General features: G+C 41.8%; 13 protein-coding genes and 1 riboswitch. Of the genes, 4 read left to right on the top strand and 9 right to left on the bottom strand.

The features are described from left to right. Positions 1-3: 3 nt before the first annotated feature. From HMPREF2987_RS05230 to uvrA, 6 genes are all read right to left on the bottom strand, one after another. On the bottom strand, positions 4-270 hold the full coding sequence (locus tag HMPREF2987_RS05230; protein WP_000507060.1) for an IreB family regulatory phosphoprotein: 267 nt from the start codon (positions 268-270) through the stop codon (positions 4-6). 96 nt (positions 271-366) lie between these two features. Continuing rightward, positions 367-939 (bottom strand): SP0191 family lipoprotein, encoded by a 573-nt coding sequence (locus HMPREF2987_RS05235; protein ID WP_075229630.1) that lies wholly within the window; start codon positions 937-939, stop codon positions 367-369. Between the two features lie 66 nt (positions 940-1,005). Then, positions 1,006-1,404, bottom strand: a complete 399-nt coding sequence (gene spx, locus HMPREF2987_RS05240; RefSeq protein WP_000591165.1) for a transcriptional regulator Spx — start codon at positions 1,402-1,404, stop codon at positions 1,006-1,008. Between the two features lie 135 nt (positions 1,405-1,539). Beyond that, the gene (gene mgtA, locus HMPREF2987_RS05245; protein WP_075229631.1) at positions 1,540-4,200 is read right to left on the bottom strand and encodes a magnesium-translocating P-type ATPase; all 2,661 of its coding nucleotides are present in this window, start codon (positions 4,198-4,200) and stop codon (positions 1,540-1,542) included. A gap of 192 nt (positions 4,201-4,392) precedes the next feature. Beyond that, positions 4,393-4,549, bottom strand: a riboswitch (M-box (ykoK) riboswitch). Positions 4,550-4,599: 50 nt separating this feature from the next. Beyond that, a complete protein-coding gene (locus HMPREF2987_RS05250) occupies positions 4,600-5,661 on the bottom strand; it encodes a M24 family metallopeptidase (RefSeq protein WP_075229632.1) in 1,062 nt (353 codons plus the stop codon). Continuing rightward, positions 5,654-8,485, bottom strand: coding sequence for an excinuclease ABC subunit UvrA (uvrA, locus tag HMPREF2987_RS05255; RefSeq protein WP_075229633.1), 2,832 nt, complete (start codon positions 8,483-8,485; stop codon positions 5,654-5,656). The genes HMPREF2987_RS05250 and uvrA overlap by 8 nt, the downstream gene beginning before the upstream one ends. 142 nt (positions 8,486-8,627) lie before the next feature. Here uvrA and HMPREF2987_RS05260 point away from each other — a divergent pair, with 142 nt between their 5' ends. The 4 genes from HMPREF2987_RS05260 to HMPREF2987_RS05275 all read left to right on the top strand — a co-directional run bounded on the left by HMPREF2987_RS05260 (position 8,628) and on the right by HMPREF2987_RS05275 (position 11,911). Beyond that, a complete protein-coding gene (locus HMPREF2987_RS05260) occupies positions 8,628-9,572 on the top strand; it encodes a magnesium transporter CorA family protein (RefSeq protein ID WP_075229634.1) in 945 nt (314 codons plus the stop codon). Between the two features lie 12 nt (positions 9,573-9,584). Then, on the top strand, positions 9,585-10,259 hold the full coding sequence (locus tag HMPREF2987_RS05265; protein WP_075229635.1) for a DUF1129 domain-containing protein: 675 nt from the start codon (positions 9,585-9,587) through the stop codon (positions 10,257-10,259). Positions 10,260-10,459: 200 nt separating this feature from the next. Beyond that, on the top strand, positions 10,460-10,723 hold the full coding sequence (locus HMPREF2987_RS05270; RefSeq protein ID WP_000166358.1) for a SemiSWEET family transporter: 264 nt from the start codon (positions 10,460-10,462) through the stop codon (positions 10,721-10,723). Positions 10,724-10,873: 150 nt separating this feature from the next. Beyond that, a complete protein-coding gene (locus HMPREF2987_RS05275) occupies positions 10,874-11,911 on the top strand; it encodes a S66 family peptidase (RefSeq protein WP_075229636.1) in 1,038 nt (345 codons plus the stop codon). A gap of 45 nt (positions 11,912-11,956) precedes the next feature. Here HMPREF2987_RS05275 and HMPREF2987_RS05280 read toward each other — a convergent pair whose 3' ends face one another. From HMPREF2987_RS05280 to ruvA, 3 genes are read right to left on the bottom strand one after another with little or no spacing between them, the layout of a single operon-like run. Then, positions 11,957-12,631: a CPBP family intramembrane glutamic endopeptidase gene (locus HMPREF2987_RS05280; protein ID WP_075229637.1), complete on the bottom strand. Its 675-nt coding sequence runs from the start codon at positions 12,629-12,631 to the stop codon at positions 11,957-11,959. Further along, the gene (locus HMPREF2987_RS05285) at positions 12,628-13,191 is read right to left on the bottom strand and encodes a DNA-3-methyladenine glycosylase I (RefSeq protein WP_075229638.1); all 564 of its coding nucleotides are present in this window, start codon (positions 13,189-13,191) and stop codon (positions 12,628-12,630) included. The genes HMPREF2987_RS05280 and HMPREF2987_RS05285 overlap by 4 nt, the downstream gene beginning before the upstream one ends. 9 nt (positions 13,192-13,200) lie before the next feature. Then, a complete protein-coding gene (gene ruvA / locus HMPREF2987_RS05290) occupies positions 13,201-13,794 on the bottom strand; it encodes a Holliday junction branch migration protein RuvA (RefSeq protein WP_075229639.1) in 594 nt (197 codons plus the stop codon). Positions 13,795-13,843 lie beyond the last annotated feature (49 nt).

Below are 13,843 nucleotides of genomic sequence, written 5' to 3' on the forward strand. Positions count from 1 at the left end.
AGATTATAGATCGACTCCTTGTCCTTTAAGGTAGTAGCGAACCAGTTCTTCAACGATTTCATCTCGCTCATACTTACGGATTTGATTTCGTGCATTGTTATAACGAGGAACGTAAGCTGGGTCTCCACTGAGAACATAGCCCACGATCTGGTTAATAGGGTTATAGCCCTTTTCATTCAAAGAAGCATAGACATCTGTCAATGTTTCACTGATTTCTTTTTTATTGGAATCGTCCAATTTAAAACGTACGGTTTCTTCAGTAAATCCCATTCTAACACCCTCTTTCCTTAGAATAGTACTATTATAGCACATTCGCGGTCGTTCTACAAATCACACAGTCTGATTCTGCTGATTTTCTCTGACTTTTTACTGGACTGTTGCCCCATTTGCAACACGATTTGCGATATAGTCCTCTGGTTCGTTTTTCAATAGATTTTCCAGTCCAACATTCTTCAAGTATTCGTTTTCACTGGCTTTTTTAATATCCATCGTTTGGAAATCATAGCTAGTTTTGGTTTCCATTTCTTTCTCATTTAAAAGAGTCGTTTCAATGGTAAAGCCTGAAATTTTTCGAGCTGCTTGAACAGACTCATCCTTGTCCTCAGCTTCTTTAAGAGCTTTTTTAGCTTCATCTAATCCTCGTTCAGAAATATAAGTTTTTAAATCTTCTGATACGGGACGTTTTTGCTGAATGGTCAAGCTTAAAAATTGATTGCCTTTGTAAGTAATGATTTGAGTTTGCTGTGCTCCACTCTCATCAGCTGGCAACACCAAAGTCTTGGTAACAACTGTATTCTTGGTTGCATTTTCTAATACGGGCAAGGTAGACTGTAGAGCTTCCTGAGAACTCTCAGTAGTTGAAGCTGCTGTTTCTTTTTTCTGACCACATCCAACGAGCAAAAATAGTGCTGCGAATGTTCCAATGACTAACTTTTTCATAAATCCTCACATGTTATCCAATTTAAATATTAGAGAAGGCTAGGAGTCACTCCCAGCCTTGATGTTTTATAGAGCCGCACGTAAACGCGCTTCTGCATTTTCCACATTACGGACAGAGCGTGGCAAAAAGGCACGGATATCGTCTTCTTTATAGCCGACTTGTAGGCGTTTCTCATCTACAAGAATCGGACTTTTCAAGATACGTGGTGTTTCCATAATCAGGTTGAGCACTTCATTGACACTCAAATCTTCGATATCAACACCAAGGGCCTTTGCATAACGATTCTTCGATGATACGATACTTGCAATTCCATTATCTGTTTTTGTCAAAATATCAAGTAATTCTTCTCTCGTGATTCCTTCCTTACCGAGGTTTTGTTCTTTATAACTTAACTGGTGGGCATTGAGCCAGGTCTTAGCTTTTTTACAGCTAGTACAACTTGAGACTGTATAAATTTTAATCATGTACCTACCCCTTTCGCTACATGTTACTATCAGTTTAATCTATTATACCATAAAAAACATCGGACTTGCGACCTATTTTTAAAAAATTTTAACTTTTTTGGCAATTTTTGAACTTTTTTCTTGACAAAATACGAACTATAACCATTCTTTATACTTCTTAATGTAAAATTTCTTTATAACTGTGACGCTAAACATATACAAGAAAATAATACAGATTAAGAATAAGAAGTAAGGAAGCCCTAAGGGTGCTAGACGAAGGATATTTACTAGCGGTCCATAAGGCAGACTGGTTACGAAAAAGGCTGCAACCAGAGTCATCAAAATCACAAGCCAAGCTGGTCTGCTTTGTACAAAAGGAACTTTTGCTGTACGAAGCATATGGATGACCATGGTTTGAGACCACATAGATTCGATGAACCATCCTGTTTGGAACAAGATAATAAACTGAAGGGCAGATTCTGACCCATGAACATAGTGATGACCTGTTACCAAAGGAACAATGATAAAGTAGAGGAAGATAAAGGTCAAAATATCAAAGACAGATGAGATTGGTCCCATCCAAACCATAAATCGCGTAATGGATTTTGCTTCCCATGTATGGGGTTGTTTAAGGAAGTCTTGATCCACATTATCAAATGGCAATGCCACACAAGACAAATCATAGACTAGGTTTAGGACAATGAGATGAACAGGAGCCATTGGTAGAAATGGCAAGAAGATACTCGCAACAAGGAGTGAGAAGATATTCCCAAAGTTTGAACTAACGGTCATCTTGATGTACTTGGTCATGTTGGCGTAGACCTTGCGGCCCTCAACGATACCAGTTTCAAGGACCATGAGATCCTTGTCTAGCAAAATAACATCCGCAGTTTCCTTGGCGATATCAACTGCTGTATCTACAGAAATTCCAACATCAGCCACCTTCATGGATGGAGCGTCGTTGATTCCATCTCCCATATAACCAACGGCATGACCATTTTTCTTTAACTGTAAAATGATACGCGCTTTTTGATCAGGAGACAATTTAGCAAATACTGTTACACTTTCAACCGCTTCTGCCAATTCTTGATCTGTCATTTGGTCAATGTCAGCCCCTAAGAGCATATGCTCAACGTCCAAACCAACCTTTTCACAAATGGCTTGGGTTACTTTTTCGTTATCCCCAGTTAAAATTTTTGTTTTGACACCATGCTCAAGCAGAGCTTGAATAGCTGGTGCTGCAGATGGTTTTGGCGGATCCAAGAAGGCAAGGTAACCCGTAAGGATCATGTCACTTTCATCAGTCACAGCATAGGCATAATCTTCACGTAGACCTGACTTGTAACCAACACCTAAAACACGCAAACCTTGACGGTTTAATTGACCAACTTCTGCCAATACTTCTTGGCGAATGTCTTCGGTTAGGGGAATGATTTCTCCGCGATATTCCACATAAGTCGAAATGGTCAACATTTCTTCTAAAGCGCCTTTGGTAACCATACTAACGACATTGCTATCGTCTTTGACGATGACACTCATGCGTCTGCGTTCAAAGTCAAAAGGCAGTTCATCAATCTTTTGGAAGATGTTATCCAAATCTTGTAGAATAGCGTGTTCTTTGGCTTCTTTTTCGGTTCTACTGATAATGGCACGGTCCATCAAGTTTTTCAAACCGGTTTGGAAATGTGAATTTAGATAAGCTCTTCTCAAGACGGCCATATCCAAATCACCATGGATATCCAAGGGGTATTCTAAGACAATCTCATCTTGCGTTAGAGTTCCAGTTTTATCTGTACATAGGATATCAATTGCTCCTAAGTCCTGAATAGCATTAAGTTTTTTGATAACCACCTTTTCCTTGGCCATGATAATGGAACCTTTGGCCAAGCTGGCTGTGATAATCATTGGAAGCATTTCTGGTGTAAGTCCGACACCGACGCTCAAGGCAAAGACTCCAGCCTCTAGCCAGTCTCCATCAGTCAACCCATTTGCGAAAAACACGATCGGAACCATGACAAGCATCAAGCGGATCAAGAGCCAAGAAATGCTGTTCATTTCACGTTCAAAAGAAGTTGGTTCATCGTAGGTGTTGAGAGTCTGCTCAATGGCTCCCATCATGGTGTCATCACCAACTGCCAGAACCATAGCTGTAGCACTGCCTGAGATAACGTTTGTCCCCATGAATGCCAAAGATTCTGCTTCTAGTAGGCTATCTACATTTTGATTGGTGGCTTTATTTAAAGCAAGCTTTTCAACTGCATCACTTTCTCCAGTCAAGCCTGACTGTTGAACGAAAAAGTCGCGGGATTCAAATAAGATAACATCTGCTGGAATCATATCTCCCGCGCTTAATTTCACGAGATCTCCCACAACCAAGTCATCGATTGGCAACTCTTGTTCAAGACCATCACGAATAACAGTTGCAGTGTTGACAATCATTTTTGAAAGGTTGGTTGTTGCCTTATCGCTCCGCAATTCTTGGACAAAACGGATACCTCCTGAAATCAAAACCAAGACAACGATAATGATAGAAGTCGTTGGATCCTCTTGACCAGGTTTGGCAAGCCAGACGTTTGTAACGAGAGAGATAAAGGCAATCACAAGCAAAATGATTGTGAAAGGATTGATAATGGACTCATAAATCTTTTTTAAGATGGAATCCTCTTGACCTTTTGTGATGGTGTTTTCACCATATAGATCACGGTTTTCTTCAACCTGTTCTGAATCTAAGCCTTTTAGACTTGTATGATAAAAAGCTAGACTCTCTTTAAATGGAGTTTGAATAGCTGCTGCTAATCTTTCTTTTGTAGTTTTCATTGGTTTCTCCTATCTGTATGAATGGTGATTTCATACACGGGGACCAATCACTTTATAAGGACAGAACGACACAAATCAGCGATTGGCTGTGTATGTGCGGTTCTGGATGATCGTCAATTTGCATCGTTTGTCTCCTTTCTTTGTTTTAAAACAGCAGAAAGTCCTGCCATAAAATGGCAGGACTAAAAAACTTATTGTCTGTTTTCGTTCAAGCTTTAACTCCATAGGGCGATGTAATGAGCTTAGTCTTGACCTTCGCGACCAGGACTGTTGACCAACGAGTAGTGTCTCCACTGCTTTGCGGTAGTCATCCGTATCCCTATGGTAGCCTCACCTACCGTTTTCGCCTTTCAGTATACACCTTTAACTAGTAAAAGTCAACGATTTATCTCATTTTTCTTAGATTACGATTAATTCTTTTGGAGCAAGGGTTAATAACTCACAACCTGTATCTGTAATCAGGATATCATCTTCGATACGAACTCCGTATTTACCTTCAATATAAATACCCGGTTCATCAGTCAAGACCATACCAGTTTTGATAACTTCTTTAGAAGTTTGGCTAAAGTAAGGTTCTTCGTGAATATCAAGTCCGATACCATGCCCGATACCGTGTGTAAAGTATTCTCCATAGCCTGCTTCCACAATAATATCACGAGGAATTTTATCAAAATCACGGAAACCTAAGCCATCCTTAGCTTGGTCAATCAGAGCTTGGTTAGCCTTCAAAACAGTGTTGTAGATTTCTGCTTGTTCATCACTGACATGACCTAGATAGATAGTACGTGTCATATCACTGACATAGTGTTCATAAAGGCACCCAAAATCCATAGTGATTGCTTCACCTAGTTCTACTGGCTTGTGCATTGGGTGAGCATGGGGTTTAGAAGAGTTGATCCCACTAGCTAGAATCGTGTCAAAAGACAAACCAGCAGCGCCTAATTCACGCATACGGAAGTCAAGGAAGTTGGCAATCTCAATCTCAGTCTTTCCTGGCTTAATAAAGTCAAGCGCATCGCGGAAAGCTTGGTCTGAGATAGAACAAGCCTTGCGAATCGCTGCAATCTCCGTCTCATCTTTAATCATGCGAAGACCTTCAACAAACTGAGTTTGTGGAAGCAAGTCCAAACCCGCAAAAGCTGCCTGCATACGGTGATAATAAGACACTGAAATCTCATCTTCAAAACCGATTCGAGACAAGCCCATGTCCTTAACAATGCCAGCAATGACAGCCAATTCATCACGGTCAGCCACAATCTCAAAACCACTGGTTTCTTGCTTGGCTGCAATGATATAGCGAGAGTCTGTCACCAAGACCTGACGGTCACGGCTGATAAAGACTGTTCCGTTTGAACCCCAAAAACCAGTCAGGTAATAGACATTTTTAAGGTTATTGATAATGATTCCATCTAGTTCTTTTTCTTGCATTTTAGCTAGAAATGCTTGTACACGTTTATTCATGATGTAACTTTCCTTTCAAATAGTGTCCTGTGTAGCTGGCTTCGTTGGCCGCTACTTCTTCTGGAGTTCCTGTTGCGATGATGGTTCCACCGCCGACACCGCCCTCAGGACCCAAGTCAATAATATGGTCTGCCGTCTTGATAACATCTAGATTGTGCTCGATAACGAGGACTGTATTGCCATCGTCTACAAAGCGAGCTAAGACTGTAAGCAAGCGAGCAATATCCTCGGTATGAAGCCCTGTCGTCGGCTCATCCAGAATGTAGAAAGATTTTCCTGTCGAGCGTTTGTGGAGTTCGCTAGCCAACTTCATACGCTGAGCTTCTCCTCCAGAAAGGGTCGTAGCGGGTTGCCCTAGCGTTACATAGCCCAACCCCACATCCTTGATAGTCTGAAGTTTGCGTTGGATTTTCGGAATGTGTTGGAAGAACTCCACCGCATCGTTGACCGTCATATCCAAAACCTGCGAGATATTTTTTTCCTTGTAGTGAACTTCTAGGGTTTCGCTGTTATAGCGAGTCCCATGGCAAACCTCACAAGCCACATAAACATCTGGCAAGAAGTGCATCTCAATCTTGATAATCCCATCACCCGAGCAGGCTTCACAGCGCCCACCCTTGACATTGAAACTAAAACGACCCTTTTTGTAGCCACGAATCTTGGCTTCATTTGTCTGGGCAAAGAGGTCACGTATATCGTCAAAAACTCCCGTATAGGTAGCTGGGTTGGACCTTGGCGTTCGTCCGATAGGGCTCTGGTCAATATCAATCAAGCGGTCTACATGCTCAATCCCTGTTATGGTCTTGAATTTACCAGGCTTGTCTGAATTGCGGTTGAGCTTCTGAGCAATCGCTTTTTTGAGGATACTGTTGATTAAGGTCGATTTCCCTGAACCTGATACACCTGTCACCGCGATGAATTTTCCTAAGGGGAAACGAGCAGTGATATTTTGTAGGTTGTTTTCACGCGCTCCCGTCACTTCGATAAAACGACCATTACCGACACGACGCTCTTCTGGCACTGGAATGGCACGTTTGCCTGACAAGTACTGACCTGTGATAGACTTGCTGTTGCGAGCCACTTGCTTGGGCGTTCCTGCGGCAACAATCTCCCCACCAAAAACACCGGCACCAGGACCAACGTCAATTAGATAATCAGCCTCGCGCATGGTATCTTCATCATGTTCCACCACGATGAGGGTATTCCCCAAGTCACGCATCTTTTTGAGACTGGCAATCAGACGGTCATTATCCCTCTGGTGAAGACCAATTGACGGCTCGTCTAGAATATAAAGAACACCTGATAGGTTAGAACCAATCTGGGTTGCCAAACGAATACGCTGACTTTCCCCACCTGAAAGGGTTCCTGCCGAACGTGACAGGGTCAGATAGTTAAGACCCACGTTATTAAGGAAGGTCAAACGGTCCTTGATTTCCTTGAGAATAGGCCGAGCAATAATAGCTTCATTTTCAGACAAGGTTAACTGGCTCACCAACTCCAAGTGGTCTGCGATAGACAGGTCTGAAATTTCTCCGATATGTGGTCCTTTCTCACCACCAACACGGACAGACAAAGCCTGGTCATTGAGGCGATAACCATGACAAGTTCCGCAGGTCAGCTCATTCATGTAGAGGCGCATCTGGGTGCGCGTGTAATCACTGTTAGTCTCATGGTAACGACGTTTGATATTATTGACAACTCCCTCAAAAGGAATATCGATATCGCGCACACCACCAAATTCATTCTCATAGTGGAAATGGAATTCCTTGCCATCTGATCCATAGAGAATCAAGTTCTTATCTTCTTCTGACAAGTCCTCAAAAGGCTTATCCATATCCACTCCAAAGGCTGTCATGGCTTGTTCTAGCATATTTGGATAATAGTTAGAAGAGATCGGATTCCAGGGCGCTAAGGCTCCCTCACGAAGAGTCTTACTAGCATCTGGTACGACTAAGTCCGTATCAACCTCTAGCTTGATTCCCAAACCATCACACTCACTACAGGAGCCAAACGGTGCATTGAAGGAGAAGAGACGGGGTTCTAGCTCTGGAACCGTAAATCCACATACTGGACAAGCATAGTGTTCTGAAAAGAGCAACTCTGAATCATCCATAGTATCAATAACGACATAACCTTCAGCAATACGGAGAGCTGCTTCAATCGAATCGAAGAGACGACTACGGATACCTTCTTTGATAATGATACGGTCTACCACCACATCAATGTTGTGTTGCTTATTCTTTTCAAGTTCAGGAACTTCAGTCACGTCGTAGACAACTCCATCGACACGGACACGGACGTAACCATCCTTTTGAATCTTTTCAATCAGCGTCTTATGCTGACCCTTTTTCTTACGAATAACAGGAGCCAAAATCTGCAAGCGTTGGCGTTCTGGCAATTCCAAGACCTTATCCACAATCTGCTCTACAGACGAAGCCTTGATAGCCCCATGTCCATTGATACAGTAGGGTGTCCCTACACGTGCATAGAGAAGACGTAGATAATCGTTGATTTCCGTCGTTGTTCCAACCGTCGAACGAGGATTTTTACTGGTCGTTTTCTGGTCAATGGAAATGGCAGGGCTGAGACCATCGATAGAATCCACATCTGGCTTTTCCATATTGCCCAAGAACTGACGAGCATAGGCTGACAGACTTTCAACGTAGCGACGTTGCCCTTCTGCATAAAGGGTATCAAAGGCCAAACTAGACTTTCCTGATCCAGATAGTCCCGTCACCACAACTAGCTTGTCACGCGGAATTTCCACATCTATATTTTTTAAATTATGGGCGCGTGCCCCATGGATGACAATCTTATCTTGCATATTACTTCTTTCTAGTTCATTGTTGCTTTCCATTATACCAAAAAAAGTGAAATTCTATTACCAAAAAAGCCGATTTTGTAGTATAATAGTACGGTGTCAAAAATCACTGAAACACGGATTAGATTAGGAAAGGATAAGAGATATGAAGCAAGTCTTTATCTCAACAACAACTGAATTTAAAGAGATTGATACGCTCCAGCCGGGCACTTGGATCAATCTCGTCAATCCTACACAAAGCGAATCGATGGAAATTGCCTCAGCCTTTGATATTGATATCGCAGACCTCCGTGCACCGCTCGATGCGGAAGAGATGTCTCGTATCACCATCGAAGATGAGTACACCTTGATTATCGTAGACGTCCCAATCACAGAGGAAAGAAATAACCAGACCTACTATGTGACTATTCCCTTGGGGATTATCATCACAGAAGAGGCTATTATTACCACTTGCTTGGAGCCTCTACCACTTCTTGATGTCTTTATCAATCGTAGGCTTCGAAATTTCTATACCTTCATGCGTTCGCGCTTCATCTTCCAAATCCTCTACCGCAATGCGGAGATTTACTTGACAGCCCTCCGTTCAATCGAACGTAAGAGTGAGCAGATTGAGAGTCAACTTCATAAATCTACTCGAAACGAAGAATTGATTGAACTCATGGAGTTGGAAAAGACCATCGTCTACTTCAAAGCTTCACTTAAGACAAATGAGCGCGTGATTAAAAAATTGACCAGCGCAACTAGCAATATCAAGAAATATCTCGAAGACGAAGACTTACTGGAAGATACCTTGATTGAAACGCAACAGGCCATCGAGATGGCGGACATCTATGGAAACGTCCTTCACTCTATGACAGAGACCTTCGCTTCTATCATTTCAAACAACCAGAACAATATCATGAAAACCTTGGCCCTCGTGACCATCGTTATGTCCATCCCGACCATGATTTTCTCAGCCTACGGAATGAACTTTAAGGATAATGAAATTCCTTTAAACGGAGAACCACACGCTTTCTGGCTCATCGTCTTTATTGCCTTTGCTATGAGTGTTTCCCTCACTCTTTACCTCATCCATAAAAAATGGTTCTAAACAGGAGTTATTATGTCACAGATTGATTTACAAGAATTAACAAAGAAAAACCAGGAATTTATCCATATTGCAACCCAGCAATTTCTCAAGGACGGGAAAACAGATGCTGAAATCAAGGCTATCCTTGAAGAAGTCATTCCTCATATCCTTGAGGAGCAACCAAAAGGAGTGACAGCTCGTTCTATCTACGGAGCACCAACTCACTGGGCTCATAGTTTCAGCGAAAAAGAGCAATACGAAAAAGAACATCCAAAAGAAAACGACGATCCAAAATTGATGATGTTGGATTCAGCCCTTTTCATCACCGGACTTTTTGCAGTAGTTAGCGCTTTGATGAGCTTCTTCTCAAACCAACCTGTGGCCTACGGCTTGGTAACACTCATCAGTGTAGGGGCGTTTGGTGGGGTTGCCTTTTACCTGCTCTACCACTTCATCTACCGCTACTACGGACCAGATACTGACCGCAGCCAACGTCCTCCATTCTGGAAATCACTTTTGGTCATGTTAGCAACCATGTTTGCCTGGGTCTTCATCCTCTTCTTGAGTAACTTTCTTCCACAAGCCATCAACATTAGTCTCCCACCACTTGTTTTGTTGGTGATTGGAGGATCTCTCCTTGCCCTCCGTTTCTACCTCAAAAAACGTTTCAATATTAAGAGCGCAAGTGCAGGACCTGCTAGATATTAAGATAAACAATAAAAGTAGTGTGTTTTGTAGACAGACTACTTTTATCATGGCTCCAAAGTATTTTTTGATTCTCCAAAGAAAAGTAGCTACATTTTCTAAAAACGTTCTAATGTAACGGCTCCCCTTAAAATCCCTAGGTTTTATCCTTGAATTCAAGTTGTTTTTCTGTTATGATAATAAAGTAATAAGGAGAAATATATATGACTAAACAGAGAATTAATCAAATTGTCGGTTCAATTGGTGCCTTTATCGGAATTATTGTATTTATAGCCTACATCCCCCAAATTTTTGCCAATTTACAAGGGAACAAAGCTCAACCATTTCAACCTTTATCAGCAGCAATCTCTTGCTTAATCTGGGTCATTTATGGATGGACAAAAGAGCCTAAGAAAGACTGGATTCTAATCATTCCAAACTCGGCCGGGGTTGTCCTTGGCGGACTGACCTTCCTTACTGCTCTATAAGAATACAACTACTATAAAAAGCAACCACACGATTGGTTGCTTTTTTGCTTACTTTTTTGATCTAAAAGCCTTTTTCTGATTCTAATTCTTGTTGTTTCTCCTTATCTTTTGTGATACAATAGCATCAATTTATTTCTAGGAGGATGAGATATGGTTTCTACTATTGGTATTGTTAGTTTGTCTAGTGGCATTATCGGAGAAGACTTTGTCAAACACGAAGTGGACTTGGGTGTCCAACGTCTCAAAGATTTGGGACTCAATCCTATCTTTTTACCCCATTCGTTAAAAGGCTTAGACTTTATCAAGGACCATCCTGAAGCGCGTGCAGAGGATTTGATGCAGGCCTTTTCTGATAATAGCATCGACATGGTCCTATGCGCCATCGGTGGAGACGATACCTATCGTTTATTACCCTATCTTTTTGAAAATGACCAACTAGAAAAAGTTATCAAACAAAAGATTTTTCTTGGCTTCTCGGATACGACCATGAACCATCTCATGTTGCATAAACTAGGAATCAAGACTTTTTACGGCCAATCATTTCTAGCAGACATTTGTGAGTTAGACAAAGAAATGTTGCCATATAGCTGCCACTACTTTAAAGAATTGATTGAGACTGGAAAAATCTCAGAAATTCGCCCTAGTAACGTTTGGTATGAGGAAAGAACTGACTTCAGTCCCAAGGCTCTGGGAACACATCGTATCAGTCATGCAAATACTGGTTTTGACTTGTTACAAGGAACTGCCCAATTCGAGGGGGAAATCCTCGGCGGTTGCCTCGAATCCCTCTACGATATCTTTGACAACTCTCGATATGTAGACAGTACAGAACTCTGCCAAAAGTACAAACTCTTCCCTGACTTATCCGACTGGAAAGGAAAGATTCTCTTGTTAGAAACAAGCGAAGAAAAGCCTGAGCCAGAAAACTTCAAAAAGATGCTGCAGGCTTTAAAAGAAACTGGGATATTTGAAGTCATCAGTGGACTCTTGGTCGGAAAACCTATGGATGAAACTTTCTATGACGACTATAAAGAGGCACTATTGGATATCATTGACAGCAATACCCCGATTGTCTATAATCTAAACGTTGGCCATGCCACACCAAGAGCAATTGTTCCCTTTGGAGTCCACGCGTATGTAGACGCAACGGATCAAGTCATTCGCTTTGACTATAACAAAGAAAGCTGAGATGAATTTCTCAGCTTTTTCTCATTATCATTACTGGCATTTTCGTCACATACTACTGATAGCTAAAATGATGAAGGAGAGGCTATTCCCTAACATGTGAACAAATAGGGGATAGTAAATATTCTCCTTTTCTTTCACATAAATAATAGAAAAGGCAAGCCCACCACCTAGGTATCCGACTGCACCAATCCACTCTGATAAACTTACATTATGCATATGAGTCAGAGCAAAGACAAGTCCTACCAGAAGAATGCTTAGCCAAGTTGACAGTTTTTTCTGCAGGTGATGCAATAACAGTTGACGGAAAAAGAGCTCTTCCACTATAGGCCCTATGATGCAGGCGAAAACGGCTATCAGTAGTGGTTGCTCTTGAAAGGTGCTTTGAATATTCGACTGGTTTAGACCTTGTCCGACCAGCCCCAAAAACTGCCTCAACATCTCTGATACAAAGCCAAAGACAACAGTCATCAGAATGAGAAAGAGCCAGCCTGTTATGACGCCAAAGAAGAATTTTCTTTTAGTTTTTCTAATCTCATTCCATTGTTGAATCAATCTATCCCTGCACAAGAAAGAGCCATATAGTGCTAATACTACATAGACTAAATAATTTGCAATGGTAGATGGCATCAAATAAGACAGCAATTTAACACCATCAAACACAAAGAGAACTGTATAGAGAATCGCAAAAATCAGAATTCCCTTATTTTTGTTAGACATCATTTAAGACCCTTCCATTCACAATCATTCTCATGGTCATCAACCAAACCTGCAGCTTGTAGAAATGACAAAACTGCAACAGGACCCGTAAACTTAAAGCCTCGTTTTTTGAAATCTTTGGATAATTTCTCAGATAGAGCTGTTTTGGCAGGCGCCTGGCTGTAGTCAGGCACATCATTGACGATGGTTTTCCCCTCAACAAAAGACCAAAGGTAGGCATCAAAAGAACCATACTCCTTCTGAACTTGTAGAAAAGCCTGAGCGTTGGCCCGCGTCGCAAATATCTTGGCACGATTGCGGATGATGGCTGGATTATCCATCAAATCTTCCAATTCTTCATCAGTCATGTCCGCAACAGCTTGAATTTGGTAACCATGAAAAGCTTGGCGGAAGGCTTGGCGTTTATTGAGCACCGTTTCCCAAGAAAGACCAGCCTGATAAGTCTCCATACAGAGTAACTCAAAGAGAGCACGGTCATCATGTAGGGGACGCCCCCACTCCTCATCATGGTAGGCTACATATAGCGGGTTGTTCATTTTAACCCAGCCACAACGTTTTGGCATAGAAATCTCCTATTTCACCAACATTTTAAGGGCCGACTTGATATAATTCTCTGCTGTATCTGTCGTTCCTTCAAAAAATTTCTTGATTTTCTTGAGTTCAGTTGCCTTGTAGCCCAATGCCAACATGGCTTCCATCGCTTCTTCCAATTCTTGGTTGTCACTGCTAGATGGAGCTGCAGCCTTAGCAGGGAGGTCGTCTCCTGCCACAACAACTTTCCCTTCTAAGTCCAAGACCATCTGTTGGGCTGTTTTCTTACCGATTTTAGGGAACTTGGTCAAGTAGGTGATGTTCTTAGTCTCAATGGCTTGAACGAGGCCTGCATTGTCATCCGCCGCAATAATGGCAAGAGCGGAAACAGGACCAATGCCTGATACAGAAATCAAGCTGAGAAAGAGCTTTTTCTCGTCTTCTGAACGAAAACCGTAAAGCAGATGAGCATCTTCACGTACAACCTGATGCACATAGATTTGTGCTTCTTGGTTGACTTGCCCTGAGTAGGCATAAGGATTAGCCACGTGCAGGATGTAGCCAATACCATTAGCCTCTAGGACGATGTATTTGGCGGTAATTTTGGTAATAATACCCTTTAGATATTCGTACATAATTTTCCCTTCAATTTAGACTCAATGAAAATCAAATCTAAACTAGGAA

The organism is Streptococcus sp. HMSC067H01, from assembly GCF_001814775.1.
Classification (GTDB): domain Bacteria; phylum Bacillota; class Bacilli; order Lactobacillales; family Streptococcaceae; genus Streptococcus.

Coding starts and splice junctions, on each gene's coding strand:
- HMPREF2987_RS05230 (WP_000507060.1), bottom strand. CDS start 270: ATGGGATTTACTGAAGAAACCGTACGTTTTAAATTGGACGATTCCAAT.
- HMPREF2987_RS05235 (WP_075229630.1), bottom strand. CDS start 939: ATGAAAAAGTTAGTCATTGGAACATTCGCAGCACTATTTTTGCTCGTT.
- spx (WP_000591165.1), bottom strand. CDS start 1,404: ATGATTAAAATTTATACAGTCTCAAGTTGTACTAGCTGTAAAAAAGCT.
- mgtA (WP_075229631.1), bottom strand. CDS start 4,200: ATGAAAACTACAAAAGAAAGATTAGCAGCAGCTATTCAAACTCCATTT.
- HMPREF2987_RS05250 (WP_075229632.1), bottom strand. CDS start 5,661: ATGAATAAACGTGTACAAGCATTTCTAGCTAAAATGCAAGAAAAAGAA.
- uvrA (WP_075229633.1), bottom strand. CDS start 8,485: ATGCAAGATAAGATTGTCATCCATGGGGCACGCGCCCATAATTTAAAA.
- HMPREF2987_RS05260 (WP_075229634.1), top strand. CDS start 8,628: ATGAAGCAAGTCTTTATCTCAACAACAACTGAATTTAAAGAGATTGAT.
- HMPREF2987_RS05265 (WP_075229635.1), top strand. CDS start 9,585: ATGTCACAGATTGATTTACAAGAATTAACAAAGAAAAACCAGGAATTT.
- HMPREF2987_RS05270 (WP_000166358.1), top strand. CDS start 10,460: ATGACTAAACAGAGAATTAATCAAATTGTCGGTTCAATTGGTGCCTTT.
- HMPREF2987_RS05275 (WP_075229636.1), top strand. CDS start 10,874: ATGGTTTCTACTATTGGTATTGTTAGTTTGTCTAGTGGCATTATCGGA.
- HMPREF2987_RS05280 (WP_075229637.1), bottom strand. CDS start 12,631: ATGATGTCTAACAAAAATAAGGGAATTCTGATTTTTGCGATTCTCTAT.
- HMPREF2987_RS05285 (WP_075229638.1), bottom strand. CDS start 13,191: ATGCCAAAACGTTGTGGCTGGGTTAAAATGAACAACCCGCTATATGTA.
- ruvA (WP_075229639.1), bottom strand. CDS start 13,794: ATGTACGAATATCTAAAGGGTATTATTACCAAAATTACCGCCAAATAC.